Origin of the sequence: Leisingera aquaemixtae (assembly GCF_006740765.1) — a bacterium.
Taxonomy (GTDB): domain Bacteria; phylum Pseudomonadota; class Alphaproteobacteria; order Rhodobacterales; family Rhodobacteraceae; genus Leisingera; species Leisingera aquaemixtae.
Genome location: NZ_CP041159.1, coordinates 3199069 through 3220061, shown reverse-complemented (window position 1 = coordinate 3220061; position 20993 = coordinate 3199069). Strand labels below are relative to the sequence as shown.

Annotated in this window: 20 protein-coding genes; 9 read left to right on the top strand and 11 right to left on the bottom strand. The window is 64.9% G+C overall.

The annotated features are described in order from the left end of the window. The first annotated feature begins 44 nt into the window (after window positions 1–44). From R2C4_RS17470 to R2C4_RS17460, 3 genes are all read left to right on the top strand, one after another. Window positions 45–1145, top strand: coding sequence for an extracellular solute-binding protein (locus tag R2C4_RS17470; RefSeq protein WP_141891591.1), 1101 nt, complete (start codon window positions 45–47; stop codon window positions 1143–1145). Window positions 1146–1229: 84 nt separating this feature from the next. Beyond that, window positions 1230–2858, top strand: a complete 1629-nt coding sequence (locus R2C4_RS17465; protein ID WP_141891590.1) for an ABC transporter permease — start codon at window positions 1230–1232, stop codon at window positions 2856–2858. 5 nt (window positions 2859–2863) lie between these two features. Continuing rightward, window positions 2864–4039, top strand: a complete 1176-nt coding sequence (locus tag R2C4_RS17460; RefSeq protein ID WP_141891589.1) for an ABC transporter permease — start codon at window positions 2864–2866, stop codon at window positions 4037–4039. Window positions 4040–4168: 129 nt separating this feature from the next. Here R2C4_RS17460 and R2C4_RS17455 read toward each other — a convergent pair whose 3' ends face one another. After that, on the bottom strand, window positions 4169–5500 hold the full coding sequence (locus R2C4_RS17455; RefSeq protein ID WP_141891588.1) for a lytic murein transglycosylase: 1332 nt from the start codon (window positions 5498–5500) through the stop codon (window positions 4169–4171). A 62-nt stretch (window positions 5501–5562) separates the two neighbouring features. Further along, window positions 5563–6276: a helix-turn-helix transcriptional regulator gene (locus R2C4_RS17450; RefSeq protein WP_141891587.1), complete on the bottom strand. Its 714-nt coding sequence runs from the start codon at window positions 6274–6276 to the stop codon at window positions 5563–5565. An 83-nt stretch (window positions 6277–6359) separates the two neighbouring features. Between R2C4_RS17450 and R2C4_RS17445 the strand changes: the two genes are divergently transcribed. Together R2C4_RS17445 and R2C4_RS17440 are read left to right on the top strand one after the other, a co-directional pair. Beyond that, window positions 6360–7058 (top strand): glutathione S-transferase family protein, encoded by a 699-nt coding sequence (locus tag R2C4_RS17445; RefSeq protein ID WP_141891586.1) that lies wholly within the window; start codon window positions 6360–6362, stop codon window positions 7056–7058. Further along, a complete protein-coding gene (locus tag R2C4_RS17440) occupies window positions 7055–7477 on the top strand; it encodes a DUF1801 domain-containing protein (protein ID WP_141891585.1) in 423 nt (140 codons plus the stop codon). Before R2C4_RS17445 ends, R2C4_RS17440 begins: the two co-directional genes overlap by 4 nt. A 34-nt stretch (window positions 7478–7511) precedes the next feature. On the opposite strand, the gene rnr is transcribed toward R2C4_RS17440, so the two are convergent. Genes rnr through dapE form a run of 3 tightly spaced genes read right to left on the bottom strand, consistent with a single transcriptional unit; the run spans window position 7512 to window position 11660 of the window. Then, window positions 7512–9785 (bottom strand): ribonuclease R, encoded by a 2274-nt coding sequence (gene rnr, locus R2C4_RS17435; RefSeq protein ID WP_141891584.1) that lies wholly within the window; start codon window positions 9783–9785, stop codon window positions 7512–7514. Between the two features lie 51 nt (window positions 9786–9836). After that, window positions 9837–10502, bottom strand: a complete 666-nt coding sequence (locus tag R2C4_RS17430) for a TIGR04282 family arsenosugar biosynthesis glycosyltransferase (protein WP_141891583.1) — start codon at window positions 10500–10502, stop codon at window positions 9837–9839. A 6-nt stretch (window positions 10503–10508) separates the two neighbouring features. Then, the gene (gene dapE, locus R2C4_RS17425) at window positions 10509–11660 is read right to left on the bottom strand and encodes a succinyl-diaminopimelate desuccinylase (RefSeq protein WP_141891582.1); all 1152 of its coding nucleotides are present in this window, start codon (window positions 11658–11660) and stop codon (window positions 10509–10511) included. 270 nt (window positions 11661–11930) lie between these two features. Here dapE and R2C4_RS17420 point away from each other — a divergent pair, with 270 nt between their 5' ends. Continuing rightward, window positions 11931–12986 (top strand): transporter substrate-binding domain-containing protein, encoded by a 1056-nt coding sequence (locus R2C4_RS17420; protein ID WP_141891581.1) that lies wholly within the window; start codon window positions 11931–11933, stop codon window positions 12984–12986. 9 nt (window positions 12987–12995) lie between these two features. Here R2C4_RS17420 and R2C4_RS17415 read toward each other — a convergent pair whose 3' ends face one another. Beyond that, window positions 12996–13343, bottom strand: a complete 348-nt coding sequence (locus tag R2C4_RS17415; protein ID WP_027245100.1) for a hypothetical protein — start codon at window positions 13341–13343, stop codon at window positions 12996–12998. A gap of 28 nt (window positions 13344–13371) precedes the next feature. On the opposite strand from R2C4_RS17415, the gene R2C4_RS17410 reads away from it, so the two are divergent. Continuing rightward, window positions 13372–14022, top strand: coding sequence for a HutD/Ves family protein (locus R2C4_RS17410; RefSeq protein WP_244940748.1), 651 nt, complete (start codon window positions 13372–13374; stop codon window positions 14020–14022). On the opposite strand, the gene R2C4_RS17405 is transcribed toward R2C4_RS17410, so the two are convergent. The 4 genes from R2C4_RS17405 to R2C4_RS17390 all read right to left on the bottom strand — a co-directional run bounded on the left by R2C4_RS17405 (window position 14019) and on the right by R2C4_RS17390 (window position 18144). Beyond that, the gene (locus R2C4_RS17405) at window positions 14019–15386 is read right to left on the bottom strand and encodes a formimidoylglutamate deiminase (protein WP_141891580.1); all 1368 of its coding nucleotides are present in this window, start codon (window positions 15384–15386) and stop codon (window positions 14019–14021) included. The genes R2C4_RS17410 and R2C4_RS17405 overlap by 4 nt on opposite strands. Before the next feature lie 253 nt (window positions 15387–15639). After that, complete coding sequence (dapD, locus tag R2C4_RS17400) at window positions 15640–16467, bottom strand: 2,3,4,5-tetrahydropyridine-2,6-dicarboxylate N-succinyltransferase (RefSeq protein ID WP_141891579.1); 828 nt, start codon at window positions 16465–16467, stop codon at window positions 15640–15642. 118 nt (window positions 16468–16585) lie between these two features. Further along, window positions 16586–17185, bottom strand: coding sequence for a GntR family transcriptional regulator (locus R2C4_RS17395; RefSeq protein WP_141891578.1), 600 nt, complete (start codon window positions 17183–17185; stop codon window positions 16586–16588). 38 nt (window positions 17186–17223) lie between these two features. Continuing rightward, entirely contained in the window at window positions 17224–18144 is a 921-nt protein-coding gene (locus R2C4_RS17390; RefSeq protein WP_141891577.1) for a threonine/serine dehydratase, read from the bottom strand. A 148-nt stretch (window positions 18145–18292) separates the two neighbouring features. Between R2C4_RS17390 and R2C4_RS17385 the strand changes: the two genes are divergently transcribed. After that, window positions 18293–19141, top strand: a complete 849-nt coding sequence (locus R2C4_RS17385; RefSeq protein ID WP_141891576.1) for an LOG family protein — start codon at window positions 18293–18295, stop codon at window positions 19139–19141. A gap of 31 nt (window positions 19142–19172) precedes the next feature. Here the strand turns inward: R2C4_RS17385 and R2C4_RS17380 are convergent, their stop codons facing one another. After that, the gene (locus R2C4_RS17380; RefSeq protein ID WP_058287519.1) at window positions 19173–19382 is read right to left on the bottom strand and encodes a hypothetical protein; all 210 of its coding nucleotides are present in this window, start codon (window positions 19380–19382) and stop codon (window positions 19173–19175) included. Window positions 19383–19715: 333 nt separating this feature from the next. On the opposite strand from R2C4_RS17380, the gene R2C4_RS17375 reads away from it, so the two are divergent. Further along, window positions 19716–20957, top strand: coding sequence for a type I secretion protein (locus R2C4_RS17375; protein WP_141891575.1), 1242 nt, complete (start codon window positions 19716–19718; stop codon window positions 20955–20957). Window positions 20958–20993: the final 36 nt, after the last annotated feature.

The following is a 20993-nucleotide window of genomic DNA, read 5'->3' as shown; positions in this document are numbered from 1 at the left end:
CCGGGGGCTTCACATCTGTGAAATTCAACAAGGAGAGACTCTCTATGAAACTCAGCAAACTGTCTGCACTGGCGGTGACCACCGCCCTTTGCGCCCCTTCGGCTTTTGCCGAAGAAATGGCCAATGAGCTGACTTTGGTGTCCTGGGGCGGTGCCTACCAGGCCAGCCAGCATAAGGCCTATGTCGAGCCTTACCTGGCGCAGAACCCCGACGTGAAAATCATCTGGGATGAAAGCTCGGCTGAAGCCGTGGCCAAGATCCGCGCCATGAACGAAGCCGGCAATGTGACCTGGGACCTGGTGGATGCCGTGGCCTCCGACTCCATGCGCCTGTGCGACGAAGGCCTGGCGGAAGAAATCGACCATGACGAAGTTCTGGCTGCTGCACCCGACGGCACCCCGGCGTCCGAAGATTTCGGCGACCTGATTGTCAGCGACTGCTTCGTGCCGCAGATCGTCTATTCGACCACCTTCGGCTACCGCACCGACCTGATCGACCAGCCGGATTCGGTCTGCGCGATTTTCGACACCGAAAAGTATCCGGGCAAGCGCTCGCTGCAGAAGCGCCCGATCGACAACATGGAGTGGGCGCTGTACTGCGACGGCGTCGCCAAAGATGAAATCTACGACGTGCTGGGCACCGACGAAGGTGTCGACCAGGCGCTGGCCAAGCTCGACACCATCAAGGACCAGGTGGTCTGGTGGACCGCGGGCGCCGAAACCCCGCAGCTGCTGGCCGATGGCGAAGTGGTGATGGGCTCGACCTTCAACGGCCGACTGTTCTCGGCGATCGCTGAGCAGAACCAGCCGATCGGCATGCTTTGGGACATGCAGTCCTTTGACCTTGATGGCTGGGTGATCCCGGCAGGCCTGCCTGCAGACCGCAAGGCGCGTGTGATGGACTTCCTGAAGTTCGCCACCGACACCCAGCGTCTGGCTGACCAAGCTGCTTACATCTCCTACGGCCCGGCCCGTGCCTCCTCGGCACCGCTGGTCGGCAAGCATGCCGAACTGGGCATCGAGATGGCGCCGCACATGCCGACCGATCCGGCAAACGCGGGCAACGTCCACACCTATGACTACGAATGGTGGGCCGACAACCGCGATGATCTGGACGCCAAGTTCCAGGCGTGGCTGGCCAAGTAATCTGACCTCCTGATGAGAGGCCCGGCGGGGGCCGCCATGCGCAGGCCCCCGCCCCACAAAATAAAAGACCCGACGGGGAACCCCATGAGTGACATCACCCAATCCGGTCCGGTGCTGGCCGCCGACGGCAGGCCGCTGAAGCGCAGCCTCGCCCGGGCCCTCCGGATGCAGAAGATCCGCGCGCTGATGCTGATTGCGCCGCTTCTGCTCTTTGTCCTGCTGACCTTCATTCTCCCGATTGCGGACATGCTGTTCCGCTCGGTTGAGAACCGCATCGTGCAGGACACCCTTCCGCAGACCGTGGTGGCGGTGCAGGACTGGGACGCCGACAGCGGCGAAGCGCCCCCCGACGCGGTTTATGAGGCACTGGCCTACGACCTCGTCGTGGCCGCCGAGCGCAAACAGCACACCCGCGTCGGCACCCGGCTGAACTATGAAACGCCGGGCATTTCTTCGCTGTTCCGCAAGGCGGGCCGCCGCGTCGATGAAGTGGGCGAGGGTTATTTGAAACAATTCGCGGCGCTTGATCCCGCGTGGGAAGAGCCGCAGACCTTCATGTCGGTCTTTGCCGACCCGGAGTGGCTGGCCAGCCGTGCGGACGCCGGGGATGAACCGCCCTTCCAATTGTCTGAGACGGCCCGCGACGCACTGCCGAAGGCCAGCGGCGCCTACCTGAATTTTGCGCGCACCATCCAGGAAGAGGATAACGACAGCCCGGCCGAGGAAGAACCCTGGGCACCTGTCTATATGGCACTCCATTCCGACCTGGCGGCCAATCCTCAGGCGGCGCAGGCCTTCAGCGGTGATGCGCAGCGCCTGCTGCAGGACGCCGCGGCCCTGATCGAAGCGGGCCAGATGGAAACCGAGTCCGCCCGCGACGCCTTCATCAAGATGGACAAGGACTGGGCTGATCCTGAGGTCTGGCGCACGCTCAAGACCTATGCCGGCAAATACACCAACGGCTACTTCCTGAACGCCGCCGACCTGCAGAAAAGCCCGGACGGGCCGGAGCTGCGGCCCGAGGACGAGCGTATCTACGGCACCCTGTTCCTGCGCACGCTGATCATGTCGCTGGCGATTACCTGCAGCTGCATCGTGCTGGGCTACCCGGTCGCCTGGATCCTCGCGAACCTGCCGTCGCGCACCGCAAATATGCTGATGATCCTGGTGCTGCTGCCGTTCTGGACCTCGCTTCTGGTTCGGACCTCGGCGTGGAAAGTGATGCTGCAGCAGCAGGGCGTGATCAACGACACGCTGGTCTGGCTGGGCCTGGTCAGCGACAGCGACCGGCTGGTGATGATCAACAACCAGTTCGGCACCATCGTGGCGATGACCCACATCCTGCTGCCGTTCATGATCCTGCCGATGTATTCGGTGATGCAGACCATCAACCCCACTTACCTGCGGGCGGCAAAATCGCTGGGCGCAACCAACTGGACGGCCTTCTGGCGGGTCTATTTCCCGCAGTCGGTGCCGGGTATCGGCGCGGGGTCGATCCTCGTCTTCATCCTGGCCATCGGCTACTACATCACACCGGAACTGGTGGGCGGCACCAAGGGCGTCTTCATCTCCAACCGGATCGCCTTCCACATCTCGCAGTCGCTGAACTGGGGTCTTGCGGCCGCGCTTGGCACCATCCTTCTGGTGATCGTCCTGGCGCTCTACTGGGCCTATGACAAGATCGTCGGCATCGACAACGTGAAACTGGGATAACCGAAATGGCTTTGACACCTGTTGAAAACCAAACCCCCGGCTTCACGGCAGCCACTGCCGCCGCCGCGGGGGCGTTCTTCGGCCTCTTCGTCGGCACGGCCCAGGGCTCCGGCCTGCTGGGAGTGCTGGTCGGCGCGGCGCTGCTGGGCGTGATCGGCTTCGTCTTTGCCGGGCTGACGGACAAGGAAACCCCGCTGCGCTGGCTGCTGGTTGCGGTCTTTGCGGCGGCGGGCTTCGTGCTTGGCGGTCTCGTCGCCGCGGTGATCGGGGCACTGTTCGGCTGGTTCGCCGGCTGGTTTGTGTTCTGGATCGCAACCTCACGCTACCGCGCCCATCTGGCGCCGTATCTCACCCCGGGGCAGGTACTGTGGCACTATACCTTCCGGGTGATCTGCGGGGTGATCTTCGTCTTCCTGATCACGCCGATCCTGGTGGTGATGCCGCTCAGCTTCAACGCCCAGGATTTCTTCACCTTCACCCCGGAAATGCTGCGTTTCGATCCTGAGGGCTATTCGCTCAAGCACTACCGCGATTTCTTCACCAACGACGACTGGCAGCAGGCGCTGTGGAACTCGGTGAAGATCGCACCGATGGCGACGCTGCTGTCGGTGGGCTTCGGGACCCTGGCGGCCATCGGCCTCAGCCAGCCGCACGTGCCGTTCCGCCGTGCGATCATGGCGATCCTGATTTCGCCGATGATCGTGCCGCTGATCATCTCGGCCGCGGGCATGTATTTCTTCTACAGCCGGATCGGCCTGCAGGGCACCTACTTTGGCGTTGTGCTGGCCCATGCGGCGCTGGGCATCCCCTTCGTGATCATCACCGTCACCGCGACATTGGTGGGCTTCGACCGCTCGCTCACCCGCGCGGCGGCCAACATGGGGGCAGGGCCCGTGACCACATTCTTCCGGGTGCAGATGCCGCTGATCCTGCCGGGCGTTATCTCCGGCGGCCTGTTTGCCTTCATCACATCCTTCGACGAGGTGGTGGTGGTGCTCTTCGTCGGCTCCGCCGGCCAAAAGACGCTGCCTTGGCAGATGTTCATCGGCCTGCGCGAGCAGATCTCGCCGACGATCCTGGCGGTGGCGACGATCCTGGTGGTGATCTCCATCGGGCTCCTGACCACGGTCGAGATGCTGCGCCGCCGGTCCGAGCGTCTGCGCGGGATGTCGCCCAGCTGACCGCCAAGCACAGGCCGATAAACACAAAAGGCCCCGCCTGGCGGGGCCTTTCCTTTGTTCACCTGGCTGAAAATATCCCCGGGGTGAATTGGCCGGCAGTCCAAGAGGGGGCTGGCCCTCGCCGCCCCCTTACCGCAGCCGCTGCAACAGCCTGGGCGAGGCATATCCGTCCGGTGTCAGCCCGTTGGCCGCCTGATACGCCCGCACCGCGCCAATTGTCTTGGGCCCGATCCTGCCATCGACCCCCTCTGTATCGAAGCCGGCAGAGGTCAGCCGCTGCTGCAATTCCTCGCGCTCCGCGCGGGTCAGTGCCCGGTCGCTGCGCGGCCAGCTTCCTTGGACCGTCGCGCCGCCCCTGATCCGGTCGGCCAGATGCCCAACCCCGATCACATAGGCATCCGCCGTGTTGTACCGCTCCAGCACGGCGAAATTCTGGAAGATCATGAAGGCCGCGCCCGCACTGCCCGCCGGCAGCAGGATCGAGGCTTTCCCGTGATCCGTGACCGCGCGCCCGTCCAGCCCCTTGATGCCTAAGGCCGCCCATTCCGACGGCATCTTTTCGATGTCCCGGTCGGCCAAGGTGTAGTCAAACCCCTTGGGCAGCGCCACTTCCACCCCCCAGGGCTGCCCTTTCACCCAGCCGAACTGTTTGAGGTAGGCCGCGGTGGATGCCAGCGCATCCGCCGGGTTGTCCGACCAGATGTCGCGCTTGCCGTCGCCGGTGAAGTCCACCGCGTAATCCAGATAAGACGTCGGGATGAACTGTGTGTGCCCCATGGCACCAGCCCAGCTGCCGGTCATCTTGCGGGCGGCAACATCGCCTGCCTGCAGGATCTTCAGCGCCGCCACCAGCTGGCCCTCGAAGAACGCTCCGCGCCGCCCGTCAAAGGCCAGGGTCGCCAGCGAGCGGATCACATCCATTTTACCGCGGAAGGTGCCATAGCTGCTCTCCAGCCCCCAGACCGCCACCACGATTTCCTTCTCGACGCCATACTTGGCCTCGATCTGATCCAGCCGCGCCTGGTTCTCCCGCACCGCCGCCTTGCCGTTTTTCACCCGCAGCTCCGAGGCCGCACTGTCCAGGTATTCCCAGATCGTCTTGGTGAATTCCGACTGATTCCGGTCGCGCCGGATCACTTCCGGATCATAGCTGACGCCGGCAAAGGCGCTGTCCAGAACCGGCGCGCTGATGCCCTGGGCCAGGGCGCGGTCGCGAAAGCCCTGGATCCAGCCTTGGAAATTCAGCTCTGCCGCCGCTGGCTGCGGTTCTGACTGTTTCAAGACCGCAGGCCGCGCCGCGGGCCGCAAATCCGTGGCGGCGGACGCAAGCTGATAGCTGTCATTTTGCTGGTCCTGGCTGGCCGCCTCCGGCCTCTCGGCGGGCCTCAGGGAATCGTCCGGTGCGGCCTGTGCCGCCATGGCCCCGCCTGCCACCAGGGACGCCGCAACCCATCTGCGCATGATGCACCTCTTTATACACTGCTCCCCGCCAGTCTAACGGCGGCGGAGCCTGGGTAAAGAGGTCAGTCCTTGCATGTGCGGGCCGCCGCCTGCCGCTCCTCGCGCATTTGCTCCAACGCGTCGCGCAGCATCGGCACCCGGTGTGGGCGGAAGCTCTGGTCCGTCACTTCCAGCCCCCGCATCCGGTCGAGCCGGAACACCCGCACCGCATCGCGCAGGCCGCACCAGGCAATCAGCACTGTGGAGCGGTCAAAGTAGACAACGCTCAGGGGTTTCACCTGCCGCTCTGTCACCGCGCCATGGCCGTCGGTATAGCCAAAGCGCACTTCCACCTCGTCCCAGGCCGCCTGCCGCAGGTCCTGCGCCGAAATCGCCGGCGGCACCGGGCGCTCGAACCGGTAGGGTGCCAGCACCGCATGGCGCAGCCGGTGCGCCTGCCGCGGCGGCAGCCGCGCCTGCAGCTTGCGCAAGGCTTCCGAGGCCGCGGTGGCCAGTTCCGGATCGCCGATCAGCTCCACCTCGCGCAGGCCCAGCACCAGCGCCTCCAGCTCGGTGTCGCGGAATCCCATCGGCGGCAGGGCATTGTCCTCGATCAGCGTAAAGCCATAGCCCGCCTCGCCATCAATCACCGCTCCCATCTCGCGCAGCGTGGCAATATCGCGGTGGATGCTGCGGGCCGAAACACCCAGGTCGCGACCCAGCTCCGCCGCGGTATGCGGGCCGGGCCCCAGGCGCAGGGCTTGCATCAGCTGAAAGAGACGGTGCGTGCGGGACATAGTCTATTCTCTCTACGCCTGATGACAGTTTTTGTCACCATGCGAATCTAGTCTGCCCCAGCCCGAAACGACAGGAACCCCCCATGCTGACCCTACTGACCTATCCCCGCAACGGCGCCGTCTTCAGCCTCAGCCCGTTTTGCGTCAAAGCGGCTCTGTTGCTGGCCTTTTCCGGCCAAAGCTGGACGCGCAAAGACCTGAACAACCCCAGTGGAATGCCGCACCGCAAGCTGCCGGTGCTGCGCACCTCCGGCGGACTGGTGCCGGACAGCAGCGCCATCCGCGCCTGGCTGGAGCAGCAGGGCACCGACTTTGACGCCGCCCTCGGCGCACGGGACCGGGCGCAGGGGCAGATGCTGATCCGGATGGCAGAAGATACGCTCTACTTCCACGTGGTGCGCGACCGCTGGGACAATGACGCGGTCTGGCCCGTGATCCGCGACAAGTACTTTCAGGAAATCCCGGCGCTGATCCGCCGGCCCGTCACCGGTGCCATCCGCCACTCCGTTCACAAGGGGCTGACGTTTCAAGGCACTGCAAGGTTCAGCGAGGATGAGCGGAACCAGCGCGCGGACCAGGACCTGAGGGCCATCGCAGCCCTGTTGAAAGGCCAGGACTTCCTGTTCGGCTCACAGATTTCCAGCGCCGATTTCAGCGTCGCCTCCATGCTGCAGGCAATGGGGACGACTCCGGTCCGGACAGCCCTGGTGGCCCGCATTCTCGACGATGCGGTGCTCAAGCCTTATGTTAACCGGGTATTTGAGACGGTCCCGCTGCCATGATCCCGCCTTTTGCCAGCCCCGATATTGAAGCTGCATTCGATGTGCCCGACGTGCAGGCCCGCGCAGGCCTGCTGGCGCTGCGGCGGCTGATCTTTGACACCGCCGCGCAAACGCCGGAGGCCGGACGGATCGAGGAGGCCCTGCGCTGGGGCCAGCCGTCTTACCTCACGCCCGAGAGCAGGACTGGTTCCACTATCCGGTTGGGCATACCCAAGGGCGCGCGCTTTGCCCTGTTTGTGCATTGCCAAAGCCGGCTGATCCCGGAATTCGCCGCGGCCTTCCCCGCTTGGGACCGGTTCGAGGGCACCCGCGCGGTTCTGTTCAACAACCCGCGGGAGGTAGAGCCGGTCCGTCACGGCTGGCTGATCAAGCGGGCGCTGACCTACCGTATCCGGCCGCCGCTGGAGATCCCGGCCTGACAAAACTGCGCACTGTCCCCTCGGGGACAGCCGCTCATTTCGGCCGCTTGCGTTCCACCTTGCGTTTCACCTTGGCGGCCTTGTGCTTGGACATTGCCGCCTTGCGCTTGACGGTCCGGCCTGCCGGGCTGCGGCGGCCGCGCTGACCGCCTCCGGATGGCATCGGCGCATTCTCCAGCGCCAGCAGCTCCAGCTCCAGCCCGCCGGTCACCGGCGCCGCCTGGGTCAGCCGCACCGTGACCCGCTGGCCGATGGCGAGGGTCAAACCGGTGTCAGACCCGGTCAGCGTGCCGGCCTGCGGGTCGAAATGAAAGAACTCCCGTCCGATCGAGCGCACCGGTACCAGCCCGTCGGCGCCGGTCTCGTCCAGCTTCACAAAGGCGCCAAAGCGGGCGATGCCGCTGATCCGGCCCTCAAATTCATTGCCGACCCGCTCGCTGAGGTAGGAGGCCAGATACCGGTCGGTGGTGTCGCGCTCCGCAATCATCGACCGCCGCTCGGTATCGGAGATATGGTTGGCGGTTTCTTCCAGCCGCTCGATCTCTTCGGTGCTCAGCCCGTCATTGCCCCAGCCATGCGCCGAGATCAGCGAGCGGTGCACGATCAGGTCGGCATAGCGCCGGATCGGCGAGGTGAAATGCGCGTAGTTGCGCAGCGCCAGGCCGAAGTGGCCGAAGTTCTCAGGATTGTAATAAGCCTGCTGCATCGACCGCAGAGTGGAGATGTTGATCAGCTCCGCATCATCCGTCCCCGCCGCGTGATTGAGCAGCGCATTCAGATGCCGGGTCTGCAGCACCTGCCCCTTGGCGAGGTTGAGTCCGGCCGCACGCGCGGTTTCGCGCAGCGCCTCCAGCTTCTCCGGGGCCGGTTCCTCATGCACGCGGAACAGCAGCGGCGAGCGTTTTTGGATCAGCGTTTCCGCCGCGGAGACATTGGCGAGGATCATAAACTCCTCGATCAGCTTGTGCGCGTCCAACCGGTCGCGGAAGGCGACCGAGGTCACATGGCCGTCGTCATCCAGTACGATCTTGCGCTCGGGCAGATCCAGATCCAGCGGTTCGCGTGCGGCTCTTGCCTTTGTTAGAGCCTTATATGCAGCAAACAGCGGCTTGATCACATCTTCCAGCAGCGGCGCGGTCTTCTCGTTGGGGCTGCCGTCCTGCGCGTCCTGCACCTCGGCATAATTCAGCGAGGCCACGGAGCGCATCAGCCCGCGCACGAACTTGTGCCCGATCTTGTGGCCCTCGGCGTCGACCTGCATCCGCACCGCTAGACAGGCGCGCGGCACGCCTTCGTGCAGGCTGCACAGATCGCCCGACAGCCGGTCCGGCAGCATCGGCACCACCCGGTCGGGGAAATAGCTGGAGTTGCCGCGCTTGCGCGCCTCGCGGTCCAGCGCCGAGCCTGGGCGCACATAGGCCGCCACGTCGGCAATCGCCACCCAGATCACATGGCCGCCAGGGTTCTTGGGATCGTCATCAGCATGGGCAAAGCAGGCGTCGTCATGGTCGCGCGCATCGGCCGGGTCGATGGTGACCAGCGGCAGATCGCGCAGGTCCTCGCGCCCTTTCAGGCCCATTGGTTTGGCCGCATCGGCTTCGGCCACCACCTTGTCGGGGAAGCGGTCGGGAATGCCGTGCTGGTGAATGGCGATCAGGGACACCGCCTTGGGCGCCGCAGGGTCGCCCAGCCGTTCCACGATGCGCGCCCGCGGCAGGCCCAAGCGGCCCTTGGGGCCGGCCTGTTCGGCCTCGACCAGTTCCCCGTCCCGGGCGTCCTTCGCAGCATCCGGCGCCACGGTCCATTCCGTCGAAGCTGCTTTGTCGATCGGCACGATCCGCCCGCCCTCAGACCCTGCGCGGAAGATGCCCAGCACCCGTTTCGCGCTGGTGCCGATCCGGCGGATCAGCCGCGCCTCATAGTTGTGGTCCTGATCGGGCACTGCTTGCAGCTTGGCCAGGATCTTGTCGCCTTCGCCCAGAGCCGGGTCCGAGGCTTTGGGCAGGATCAGGATGATCGGCTCCACGCCCTCGCCGTGCCATTCCAGCGGGCGGCCATAGAGGTCGCCATCCTCGTTCGGCGCCTTCACCTGCAGCACCGTCACCGGCGGCAGCTGGTCCGGGTCGCGGTAGGTTTTCTTGCGCTTTTGCAAATGGCCCTCGGCCTCCAGTTCCTTCAGGATGCGCTTGAGGTCGATGCGGTCGGCGCCCTTGATGCCAAAGGCCTTGGCAATGTCGCGTTTGGAGGTATGGGTCGGGTTGGCGGAGATCCAGTCGAGGATTTCGGCCTTGGAGGGAATACGGCTCATGTTTCCCGCGTAGCACGGCGGCGGGGCGGCGTCATGGAGAAAAGCGCGCAGTCAGCACCGCGGCAGGTCAGCCGCAGTGTCGACGTCCTGCAGGGTATCGGTCAGCGCAATGCGCCAGCCGGGCAGGGTCCGCAGGGTATCGGCCAGCGCATTTTCCGTGGACCAGCGGACATTGCCGAACAGGCCATGGGGCAGGCGGGAGGGATGTTTGGCGCCCACCAGCCAGTAACCGCCATCATCCGCGGGGCCAAAGACCGCGTCATGATCGCCAAGCGCAGCAAAGGCGCGGGCAATATGGGCTCGGGTGATGCCGGGGATATCGGCACCGATCAGGCAGACGGGACCGACTCTTTTGCCGGAACTGCGCCCGTCCCGCGCGGGGAAGGCGTAAAGCGCCCGCCCCGTGGAGGGGCGGGACGGGCGCTGCCCTGCCAATTGGCCGGGCATGGTCAGCATCCGCTTCATCCGCTGCCCAAGATCGCCGCTGCCTTGCGGCAAGCGCGGCATGTCAGCGGGCCAGACCCGCGAGTTCACCGCCCGGTCCGGGGCCACCGCCAGCACGATCTGCCAGCGCGGGTCCCGCAGACGCCGGATCAGCCGGTCGGATTGATGCCGGAACCACCAGGTGGCCGGGATCACGCCGATATCCCGGCCCAAGCGGGTCTTCACCCGCCCCGGACGCGGCTCCTTGACCATGATGATCAGGGTGCGGTTCACGTGAAGTCACGCCTTGGCAAAATAGTCCTGCAGAATGCGGGTATAGATGGCCTTCAGCTGATGAATCTGCGCGACCTCGACCCGCTCATCCACCTGGTGCATCGTCTTGCCCACCAGCCCGAACTCCACCACCGGGCAATGGTCCTTTACAAACCGCGCGTCCGAGGTGCCGCCGGTGGTCGACAGCTCCGGCTTGCGGCCTGTCTCCGCTTCAACGGCTTCGGCGACCAGATCCGACAGCGGGCCTGGCGGTGTGATAAAGCTCTCGCCGGAGATTTTCACCTGCACAGCGATCTCCAGCCCGAACTCCGCCGCCACCTTGTCCGCCTCATCCTGCAGCCATTCCGTCAGGCTGGCGCCGGTGTGGGCGTCGTTGAAGCGGATATTCACGGTGGCGCGGCTCTGCGCCGGGATCACGTTGGTGGCGGTGTTGCCGGTGTCGATGGTGACAACCGCCAGGGTGGACGCGTCGAAATGCTCGGTGCCCTGGTCCAGCTCATGGCTCGCCAGGCGGTCCATCAGCCGCGCCATTGCGTTCAGCGGGTTGTTGGCGCGGTGGGGATAGGCGGAATGACCCTGCACGCCGGTCACCGTGAACCAGGCCGTAAGCGATCCGCGGCGGCCGATCTTGATCATCTCGCCCATCTCATCGGGGCAGGTGGGTTCGCCCACCAGGCAGACCGACATCTTCTCGCCCTCGCGGTCCATATAATCCAGCAGCGCGGTGGTGCCGTCCTCCGCATCGCCTTCCTCGTCGCCGGTGATGGTCAGGATGATGGCGCCGTCCGGCGGTGTCTCCTTGACGAAATCCACGGCGGCGGCGGCAAAGGCGGCAACGCCCGATTTCATGTCGGTGGCACCGCGCCCGTACATGAAGCCGTCTTTCTCTTCCGCGCCAAAGGGCGGCATGGTCCAGGCGGCCTCATCCCCCAAAGGCACCACATCGGTATGGCCGTTGAAGCCGAAGGTTTTGGCGTGCCCCTTGGCGCCCCAGCGGGCAAACAGGTTGGAAACTTCGCCGCGGTCGGTGCGTGTGCAGTCAAAGCCTGCCGTGCTCAGCAGCTTTTCCAGAAGCACCAGCGCGCCGCCTTCTTCCGGCGTGACCGAAGGGCAGCGGATCAGATCGGCGGTCAGACGGGCGGGGTCGGTTTGCGGCATGGAAAGGCTCCTGATGTTCCGTTGGCCACAGGCCTAGCGCGGATCGGCACACGGCGCAATTCACGCCAGTGCAAGCGGAGCAGAAGCCGCAGCCGTGCTGGGGGATCATCCAGGCACGTGCCCGGCTGAGCCCAACAGAAACAGGAAGCGCGGCTGTCTGTCTGCGCCTGTGCCACAGGCGTTTACCCGTTCGCGGCAAGGCGCTTGCGTGAAAAAGGCGAACCGCCTAAGGACTTTGAAACCGTTCCAGAGGCCCATCCGAGCGTTCCAGTGCTGTACCTCCGCCTGATCACCGCCACCTGTTTCCTGTTGTGGGGGCAACTGCTGTCTGCGCAGGTGCTGACGGTCAACACCGTCACCCGGCCGCCATTCTCGATGCTGGACGACGGGGCGGACACCGGGTTTTCGCTGGAACTCCTCAATCTATTGGCAGAACGGCTGGACTGGGAGTACCGCATCAACCGCACGGACAGTTTTGCGGACATGCTGGGCGGTGTCAGCAGCGGCGAGGCGGATCTGGCAGCCGCCAACATCTCGATCACCGCCCGGCGCGAGGTGCTGATGGACTTCAGCCAGCCGATTTTCGAAAGCGGCCTGCAGATCATGGTGCAGGCGGATGACGTCCGCCAGCCGTCGCTGCTGCGGGCGCTGCTGTCGTGGGACCTGGCTGCGGCCATCGGCATCGCCTTTCTGCTGCTGTTCGGCGGCGGCATGGTGATGTGGGCCTTTGAGCGCCGCGCCCAGCCTTATTTCGACCGGCCCTTGCAAGAGGCCTGGTTCCCCTCCTTCTGGTGGGCGTTGAACCTGGTGGTGAACGGCGGGTTTGAGGAACGTGTGCCGCGCACGCCCGTGGGCCGCGTATTCGGCGTGGTCTTGGTGGTGTCTTCTCTGTTCATCGTCTCGGTCTTCGTCGCCAAGATCACCGCGGTGATGACGGTGGAGGCGATCAGCGGCTCGGTGAACTCGGTGAACGATCTTTATGGCAAGTCGGTGGGTACGATCGAAGGCTCCACCGCAGCCGGGTTCCTGAACCGGCGCGAAATCGATTATTCCGCCTATGCCGGGCTGGAGGATATGCTGGCAGGGTTCGAGCGCGGCGAGGTGACGGCGGTGGTCTTTGACGCGCCGGTGCTGAATTACTACGTGCAGCAAGGCGGCCACCGTTTTGGCCACACCGTTGGCCAGCCCTTCCTGCGGGAAAACTACGGGCTGGTGTTTCCGGCCGGCTCACCGCTGGTGGAGGAGGTCAACCAGGCGCTGCTGGCGATGCAGGAGGACGGCAGCTATGACGCCCTCTACCGCAAATGGTTCGGCAGCCAGAACTGAGGCCGGGCCTTAATGGAATACCGGCTCCTCGCCGTCGAAGAACGGGGTCATCTGCGCAACGATTACTGCGTTTTCCTCCAGCGCCCGCTGCATCAGGCCGCGCTCCTCTTCGCCGATCTCATGGCCTTCGGCTTCGCGTTCTTCCAGCGTGCCATAGCCGGTCACATCCAGCGGCGCGGTATCGGCCTGCTTGAGGATCGCCACGGTCTCGCGCACCGCCTCGGCCTCGTCCACGCCGGAGGCATAGATCATCAGCGCGGCACCGGTGGCGCCGTCGGGCAGGCCGTCCCCGTCCTTGCGGCCGATCTGGACAAGCAGGGTATAGACTTGCTGGCGGGAGGGTTTCTTCTTTTCCATGCCGCCGCCATAGCGCCGGGGCAGGGGGATGGTCAATCAAATTGCGCGGCCAGCGCGGGCTGGACCGGCAGGAAACGGAAACCTTGCGGTCTTGCGCAATCAGGCTCTATGTCGAGGCTTGATGGTTGACCTTGAGGATGCTGCGATGCGCATTTCCGCTCTCACCGCCCAGGCAGTGCCGTGGAAAAACGGCGGCGGCGTGACGCGCGAGCTGGCCGTGCATGAACAGGACGGCCATATGGTCTGGCGGGTGAGCCTGGCGGACATCACCCGAAACGGCCCGTTTTCCGCCTTTCCCGGCCTCGCCCGTATCCATTGCGTGACCGAAGGGGCCGGCCACAGCCTGTCAAACGAAGGCACACGGCTGGAGGCGCGGCCATTGCAGCCTTTATGCTTCGATGGCGGCGTGGATTTGGAGTGCCGCCTGCGCGCCGGGCCGTGCAAGGCCTTCAACGTGATTTATGATCCGGCACAGGTAACAGCAGAACCGAAGGTTCTGGCGGACGGCATAGTTCCGGATACTGAGGGCCCGCAGATGCTGTTCGTTGTCTCCGGCATCCTGGACGTTGCAGGCATAGACCGCCTTGGCCCCGGAGAGGGGATAGTGACGCAGAGCGCCGCCGGCGCGGTCATCACCGGCGGCGGCACTGTGATCCAAGTGCGGATTTTGCCTGTTTAGAGACTGTTCAAAAGCTCTTTCACCGCTGTCTTGTAGCCTGCGACCACGCTGTCCCGGGCGATATGGCGGCCCTGCTGCACCACATGGCGCCCGGCGCTCCAAACATCGGTTACAGTGTCATCGCCCGCGGCAAAGCAGAGGCCGTCCAGCAGCTGCTCTGGCTTCAGCGCGCAGAGCGCGGGCGCGCTGCTGTCAATCGCCACCAGATCCGCCAGCGCGCCTTGCTCGATCCGCCCGGCATCGCGGCCCAGGGCCTGCGCCCCGCCTTTGGCCGCGCCCAGATACAGGGTTTCGCCGACCGAGCCCTCGCCCGGCACCAGCACGTTGCGCGCCAGATCCCGCAGGCGCTGGGAATATTCCAGTGTTCGCAATTCTTCCGGCAGCGAAATCCGCACGTTCGAATCTGACCCGACCCCGAAAGCGCCGTCCTGCGCCAGGTATTCCACCCCGTTGAAGGGGCCATCGCCCAGGTTGGCCTCGGTGATCGGGCACAGGCCTGCAACGGCGCCGGAGCGTGCCATGCCGATGGTTTCGGCACTTGTCATGTGGGTCGCGTGGATCAGGCACCATTTGCCGTCCACCGGCGCGTTCGCCAGCAGCCATTCAACCGGCCGCGCGCCCAGCCAATCGCAAATATCCGCCACTTCCTTGGGCTGTTCGGCGATGTGGATATGCACCGGAAGCCCGTCCTGGATCCGCAGCACCTCCGCCAGATCCTCGGGGCAGGTGGCCCGCAGCGAGTGCGGCGCGATGCCGACGCTGGCATCCTCCGGCAGGTCGCGTGCGGCCAGTCCGCGGGCGCGGGTGACGAGATTGGAGAACTCCGCGACCGAGTTTCCGAACCGCTTCTGGCCCCCGTTCAGAGCCTGTTTTGCAGCGCCGCCGTAGGTGTAGAGCACCGGCAGGTGGGTGAGGCCGATGCCGGTCTCGCTGGCGGCGGCAAACACCCGCTCGCTGAGCTCGGTCAGTGACTCAAAAGGCGCACCGCCGGGCTGGTGGTGAACGTAGTGGAACTCCCCGACGGAGGCATAGCCCGCCTCCAGCATCTCCATAAAGACCAGCGCGGCGATGGCCTCGTACTGCTCCGGTGTGATGCGGTCCATGAATCGGTACATCAGCTCGCGCCAGGTCCAGAAGCTGTCCTTGCCCGCCGCGCGGTATTCGGTCATGCCAGCCATGGCACGCTGAAAGCTGTGCGAATGCAGATTGCCCAGGGAAGGCAGCAGCACGTCCACTCTGGCATCGCCCGCCTGCGGCTCGGCGGCGGTTTCCGTGGAGCAGATCCGTCCGTTCTCAACCGTCAGCCGGAGGTTCTCTGCCCATCCTTGGGGCAGGCGGGCGCGCTGGGCAAATATGGTCTGCATCTGACCCTCTTATGTGTAGATGTAATACTATTAGCGGCAGGCTTATTGCGCGGCAAGGGTTTTGCACAGGAGGGGCGCTGCCCCTCGGCCTGAAGGCCTCACCCCGGGATATTTCCGGGCCAGAAGAATAGAGGATCCAGTCTTCACCTGGCTGGAAATATCCTGGGGTTTGGGGCAAAGCCCCAACCGCCGGAGGCAAAGAAAAACGCGCCCGGGCGGGGCGCGTTCCTGTCGTTCAGCAGTGCAGCGCGGATCAGTCGCGCAGCAGCTCGTTGATGCCGGTCTTGGAGCGGGTCTTCTCATCAACGCGCTTCACGATCACCGCGCAGTAAAGGCTGATGTTGTTCTTCGACGGCATCGAGCCTGCGACAACCACCGAGTAAGGCGGCACTTCGCCGTACATCACTTCGCCGGTTTCGCGGTCGACGATCTTGGTCGACTTGCCGATGAAGACGCCCATGCCCAGAACCGAGCCTTCGCGCACGATACAGCCTTCGACCACTTCCGAACGGGCGCCGATAAAGCAGTTGTCCTCGATGATGGTCGGGCCGGCCTGCATCGGCTCTAGCACGCCGCCGATGCCGACGCCGCCCGACAGGTGGACGTTCTTGCCGATCTGCGCGCAGGAGCCGACGGTGGCCCAGGTATCGACCATGGTGCCCTCATCGACATAGGCGCCGAGGTTCACGAAGGAGGGCATCAGCACCGCGCCGGGGGCAATATAGGCGGATTTCCGGACCACGCAGTTGGGCACCGCGCGGAAGCCTGCGGATTTCCAGTCTGCCTCGCCCCAGCCGGCAAACTTGCTGTCGACCTTGTCCCACCAGCCGCCGGCCTGCGGGCCGCCTTCGTGGATTTCCATGTCCTTGATGCGGAAGCCCAGCAGCACCGCCTTCTTGGCCCACTGGTTCACATGCCAGTCGCCGTTCTCCAGCTTTTCAGCCACCCGCAGCTTGCCTGAATCGAGCGCGTTCAGGGTGTCTTCGATGGCGTCACGCTGTTCGCCGGTGGTGGCGGGGGTGATGGTGTCGCGCGCCTCCCAGGCGGCTTCGATCGCTGCTTCCAGCTGGGCGTTGGACATGGGGGTTCCTCCGGCATCGGTTTGAGTCGCAGCTTCATAGCGGCTATCGAGGTGCAGGTCATGCCCGGATTGCGTCCAAATGGCCGCCCCGGGCGGCGTTTTGCGGGGTTCCGGCGGCTTAGCGCACCCGGCGCAGGTGGCGGCGCAGGATTTCGCAGGCGGCCGCAGGGTCGCGGCGCGCCATCGCCTGAACGATGGCAGCGTGGTCAGCGTCGACCCGGCGGGTCCACTGGTGCTGCCAGTTGGCAAACAGATGGCGGGCAGCGGCAATATGCAGATCGTCGATCGAGGCCAGCAGCCGCGGCATCGCGCAGGGCGCCAGAATCACCCGGTGGAACGCGCGGTTGAGGCGTTCCCAGCTGGCCATGTCCTCTGCCGCGTCGCAGGCCAGCCGGGCGGCCTCGGCCGCTTCGGTATCCTCCGGCGTCAGGCGGGCGAAGGCATGGGTGAGGGCCAGCACCTCCAGCGCGACCCGCATTTCGATCACCTCGCGGATCTCGGAGGGGTCCAGCGCGCTGACCCTGGTGCCGCGGCGGGGTTCGGATTGTGCCAGCCCATGCGCCTCCAGCCGCAACAGCGCCTCGCGCACCGGCACGTGGCTGGCCTCGAACTCGCGGGCGATGTGGTCCTGGCGCAGCTTTTCCCCGGCAGGCAGGCTGCCGGTGATGATGCGCTCGCTCAACGCCTGGTAGATGGTATCGGCAATGGTTGCGGACATGTACTGGCGATAGCCGGGCGGCTGGCTGCCCGCAAGTATTATCCCAGCGGGTCCGGAGCGATGTTGCCGCCGCAGACCAGAACCGCCACGCGTTCACCCGGGGCGGGACGGTAGGCGCCGGAGATCAGCGCCGCCAGCGCCGTTGCGCCAGCGGGTTCCACCAGAATCCGCCGTTCGCGCCAGAGCGCAGTCTGGGCTGCGGTGATGGCGCTGTCCGGCACAGTCAGAGAGTCGATGCCCTGTGCCGCGGCCAGCTCAAAACAGATGCTGCCGATGCGCTTGGCGCCCAACGCGTTGGCCGCAACGCCGGAGACGTCAACATCGACAGGCTGTCTTGCCGCCAGCGCCGCGTTCAGCGCACAGGAGGTTTCCGGCTCCACCGCGACAATCTTCCTGGCGCCTTGGAACCAGGCCATCGCGCCGCCGATCAGCCCGCCGCCGCCCACGGCGATCAGCAGGGTATCGGCTGCCAGCCCCTGGGCCTGCCATTCGGCAAAGCAGGTGCCCTGGCCCGCAACGGTGGCAGGCGCGTCATAGGCGTGGACCTGCATGGCGCCGGTTTCCTGCTCATAGGCCTGCGCCTGTTCCAGCGCGTTGGCATAGGCGCCGGGCACCACCTGCAGATCGGCGCCGGTGCGCTCGATCAGGGAAATCTTGGCGGGGCCCGCCATCTCCGGCACATAGATCCGCGCCTTGTGGCCCAGCTGATGCGCCGCATAGGCCGCCGCGGCGCCGTGATTGCCGCCGGAAGCCGCCACCAGACCGGCTGCCGGAACCTCCTGGCTCAGCAGCGTGTTGAAGGCGCCGCGGGCCTTGAAGCTGCCGGTGTGTTGCATATGCTCCAGTTTCAGCTCCACCGGGACGTCCAGCCCGAACCCCCGGGTTTGCAGCACTGGTGTCTGCTGCACATGGGGGCGGATACGCTCTGCCGCTGCCATGATTTCCTGCTGCCAGTTCATGTGTTCTGCTCCCCGCTCACTCAGCGCGCAGCTTATCCGCGCGGCGCCGGGGCGCAAGCCGGCCGCGCCAGTTCCTGCATTCTTGATTGGCGCTAACGGTCAAGGGCGGCTACAAAGGAAGTCCTGTTTATTTTGACCTGGATTGCCCATGACCGAAGACCGCCACAGCCGTTTCAGCGACGCCCATACCGACCGGAACCGGGCTGAGCATGTGCCCGCCACGCCGCAGACACGGTCGCCTGCCTACCGTCTGGCGTTCGCCGACCAGGATTTCATGTACCGGGAGGAGCTGCGCCCGGTGCGGTTGCAGCTGGAGCTTCTGAAACCGGAGCTGATGCTGAACGAGCGCGGCATTGAAAGCACCATCGTGATGTTCGGCGGTGCCCGCATTCCGGATCCGGAGCACAAGGATAAGGCGCGCACGCAGACGCTGGCCGATCTGTCGCATTTCTATGACGAGGCGCGTGAGTTCGCCCGGCTTATGACGGCAAAATCAAAGGAGAGCGGCGGACGCCAGAATGTCGTGGTGACCGGCGGCGGCCCCGGTGTGATGGAAGCGGGCAACCGCGGCGCAGCGGATGCGGGCGGCCATTCCATCGGCCTGTCGATCGTGCTGCCGCATGAGCAGGCGCCCAACGGCTATGTGACGCCGGACCTCAGCTTCAATTTCCACTATTTTGCGATCCGTAAAATGCACTTCCTGATGCGGGCGCGGGCAATCAGCGTGTTCCCGGGCGGCTTTGGCACCTTGGATGAGCTGTTCGAGAGCCTGACCCTTATCCAAACCGGTCGGATGGAGCGCGTGCCGTTCCTGCTGTTCGGCAAGGACTTCTGGGACAAGATCATCAATTGGGATGCGCTGGCCGATGCAGGCACCATTTCGGAACAGGACCTGGACCTGTTCCGCGTGGTCGACACCGCGCAGGAAGCGGTGCGGATCATCGACAACTGGGAACCGGCGCCGCCGCGCGAAACCCTTCCGGGGCGCGAGCGCTAAGCGCCAGGGCGGGCTTTAGCTGCTGCCGGGCTCAGGCCAGTTCCGGCGGCAGCGTGCCGATTTCGTCGCCCGTGGTCAGCCGGGTAAGGACCGGGGTGCCTGCCACGGTCTTCACCCCATAGCCATAGCCGCGCAGGCGGAATTTCCATTCCCGCGGGCTGAGCGCCTTCTGCCGCTCGCTGCGGATCAGTTCCAGAACGCTGGGGTCGACGGGCTGGGCCTGTTTGTCTGACGGTTGCATAAGCCGATTACCTTTCAAAACATTTGTTCACGCATTGGAAACTGTCCTCGGCAGATGGCGGAATTTGTGCCGGTCTGGGGTGAAAATGGGGCGGCGGATGACTGGTGCTTTCCTGCAACATACCACCCGCCGCAGAGTCAGTCAGGCGTGCGGCTGGTTCGGTCCCGCAAGCCCGGGCTTAAGCAAGATGGATTATTTTCGCTGATTTCCATCCGTGTTCATGCAAACTGAGACAACGACCGCGGAAGTGAGCGGGTTTCGCCCGGAAGCGGGCCAAACTTGGCCACATTTACAAACAAAAACTTACCGGCGGTTGAGCAGTGGAGAAGCTTGATGTCCGAAGTCACAGACTACACAGCGCTATTGGCATATATGTCCAGCGACAGTTTCCGGTGGAACAGCCTGTCTGATCTGGGAACCAGAACGGTGGTGACCTACAGTTTCACCAGCTCCAGCGAACTGGACCCCGTCAGCAGCGATCCTTACGGAGCCTACCGCTATTGGGCCTTCGACAGCCAGCAGAGGGAGTACTTCCGCAGGGCCCTGGACGAGTTCGAGGAAGCTTCGGGTGTGATCTTTGTCGAAACCGGCGGCCCGGCGATGATCAATGTTTTTGGCTATGATGGCGGTTCGGCTGCCGGATGGGCGGATTACCCCTGGGCCAGCAGCTATTCGACCAACGAGGGCCGCCTGGCGATTGAGGGCGGCAACATAATGCCCGGGTCCTTCGGCTATGAGACGGTTCTGCATGAGATCGGCCATGCGCTGGGCCTGAAACACCCGCATGACGGGGACACCACCTTGGCTGATCACCTGGATACCCAGGCAAACACCGTGATGACCTATACCTATGCCGGCTACAACGTGACTGAGCTGGGAACCTTCGACGTGCAGGCCCTGCAGCACATCTACGGCAGCAGCGCGGGTACGGCAGAGTGGAGCGTGCGGGTCAAATCCAGCGGCATGGTGGTGATCGACACCAGCGCCGAAGCTGAAACGGTTCTGGCAGTCGGCCAGGAGAGCAAAGTTTTCGGACGCGGTGGCCGCGACACACTGATCGGCCGTGAGGCCGCCGACAGGCTGATAGGCGGCGGCGGTCAGGATACCCTCATCGGGGGCTACGGCGAAGACCGGCTGGTCGGCGGCAAAGGCGCGGACATGCTGATCGGCGGCCTGGACGATGATGAGTATTCCGGCAGCACGGATGAAGCGGACAAGCTGGTCGGCGGCGGCGGCTGGGATACCCTCTCCGGCGGAGCCGGCGATGACACGCTGGTCGGCGGCAACGGCCGGGACCGCCTGATCGGCGGCGACGGATCGGACCAGCTGACCGGCGGCCGCCACGCGGACACCTTTGTGTTTGTCTCGGCTGATTACTACGAACAGGAAGTGATAACGGATTTCGGGCGCGGCGGCGACAAGATCGAGTTCTCAGGCACCTCTGTGGACGGCTTCAGCGACCTGTTGATCAGCCAAAGCGGCGGCAGCACGTTCATCAGCTACTACGGACAATACGAGATTGAGCTTGCTGGATTCAACGGCACGCTCACTCAGGACGACTTTCTCTTCACCTAAGGCAGCCGGGGACCCTGCCGCACACGGGCCGGAGCC

Excerpts from the sequence above, each read along its gene's own strand:
- R2C4_RS17410 (WP_244940748.1), top strand. The coding sequence starts at position 13,372 with ATGGTCAATCAAATTGCGCGGCCAGCGCGGGCTGGACCGGCAGGAAAC.
- dapE (WP_141891582.1), bottom strand. The coding sequence starts at position 11,660 with ATGCCGCAAACCGACCCCGCCCGTCTGACCGCCGATCTGATCCGCTGC.
- R2C4_RS17395 (WP_141891578.1), bottom strand. The coding sequence starts at position 17,185 with ATGTCCGCAACCATTGCCGATACCATCTACCAGGCGTTGAGCGAGCGC.
- R2C4_RS17440 (WP_141891585.1), top strand. The coding sequence starts at position 7,055 with ATGATCCCGCCTTTTGCCAGCCCCGATATTGAAGCTGCATTCGATGTG.
- R2C4_RS17415 (WP_027245100.1), bottom strand. The coding sequence starts at position 13,343 with ATGGAAAAGAAGAAACCCTCCCGCCAGCAAGTCTATACCCTGCTTGTC.
- R2C4_RS17390 (WP_141891577.1), bottom strand. The coding sequence starts at position 18,144 with ATGAACTGGCAGCAGGAAATCATGGCAGCGGCAGAGCGTATCCGCCCC.
- R2C4_RS17405 (WP_141891580.1), bottom strand. The coding sequence starts at position 15,386 with ATGCAGACCATATTTGCCCAGCGCGCCCGCCTGCCCCAAGGATGGGCA.
- R2C4_RS17455 (WP_141891588.1), bottom strand. The coding sequence starts at position 5,500 with ATGCGCAGATGGGTTGCGGCGTCCCTGGTGGCAGGCGGGGCCATGGCG.
- R2C4_RS17445 (WP_141891586.1), top strand. The coding sequence starts at position 6,360 with ATGCTGACCCTACTGACCTATCCCCGCAACGGCGCCGTCTTCAGCCTC.
- rnr (WP_141891584.1), bottom strand. The coding sequence starts at position 9,785 with ATGAGCCGTATTCCCTCCAAGGCCGAAATCCTCGACTGGATCTCCGCC.
- R2C4_RS17465 (WP_141891590.1), top strand. The coding sequence starts at position 1,230 with ATGAGTGACATCACCCAATCCGGTCCGGTGCTGGCCGCCGACGGCAGG.
- R2C4_RS17460 (WP_141891589.1), top strand. The coding sequence starts at position 2,864 with ATGGCTTTGACACCTGTTGAAAACCAAACCCCCGGCTTCACGGCAGCC.
- R2C4_RS17450 (WP_141891587.1), bottom strand. The coding sequence starts at position 6,276 with ATGTCCCGCACGCACCGTCTCTTTCAGCTGATGCAAGCCCTGCGCCTG.
- R2C4_RS17385 (WP_141891576.1), top strand. The coding sequence starts at position 18,293 with ATGACCGAAGACCGCCACAGCCGTTTCAGCGACGCCCATACCGACCGG.
- R2C4_RS17375 (WP_141891575.1), top strand. The coding sequence starts at position 19,716 with ATGTCCGAAGTCACAGACTACACAGCGCTATTGGCATATATGTCCAGC.
- R2C4_RS17380 (WP_058287519.1), bottom strand. The coding sequence starts at position 19,382 with ATGCAACCGTCAGACAAACAGGCCCAGCCCGTCGACCCCAGCGTTCTG.
- dapD (WP_141891579.1), bottom strand. The coding sequence starts at position 16,467 with ATGTCCAACGCCCAGCTGGAAGCAGCGATCGAAGCCGCCTGGGAGGCG.
- R2C4_RS17470 (WP_141891591.1), top strand. The coding sequence starts at position 45 with ATGAAACTCAGCAAACTGTCTGCACTGGCGGTGACCACCGCCCTTTGC.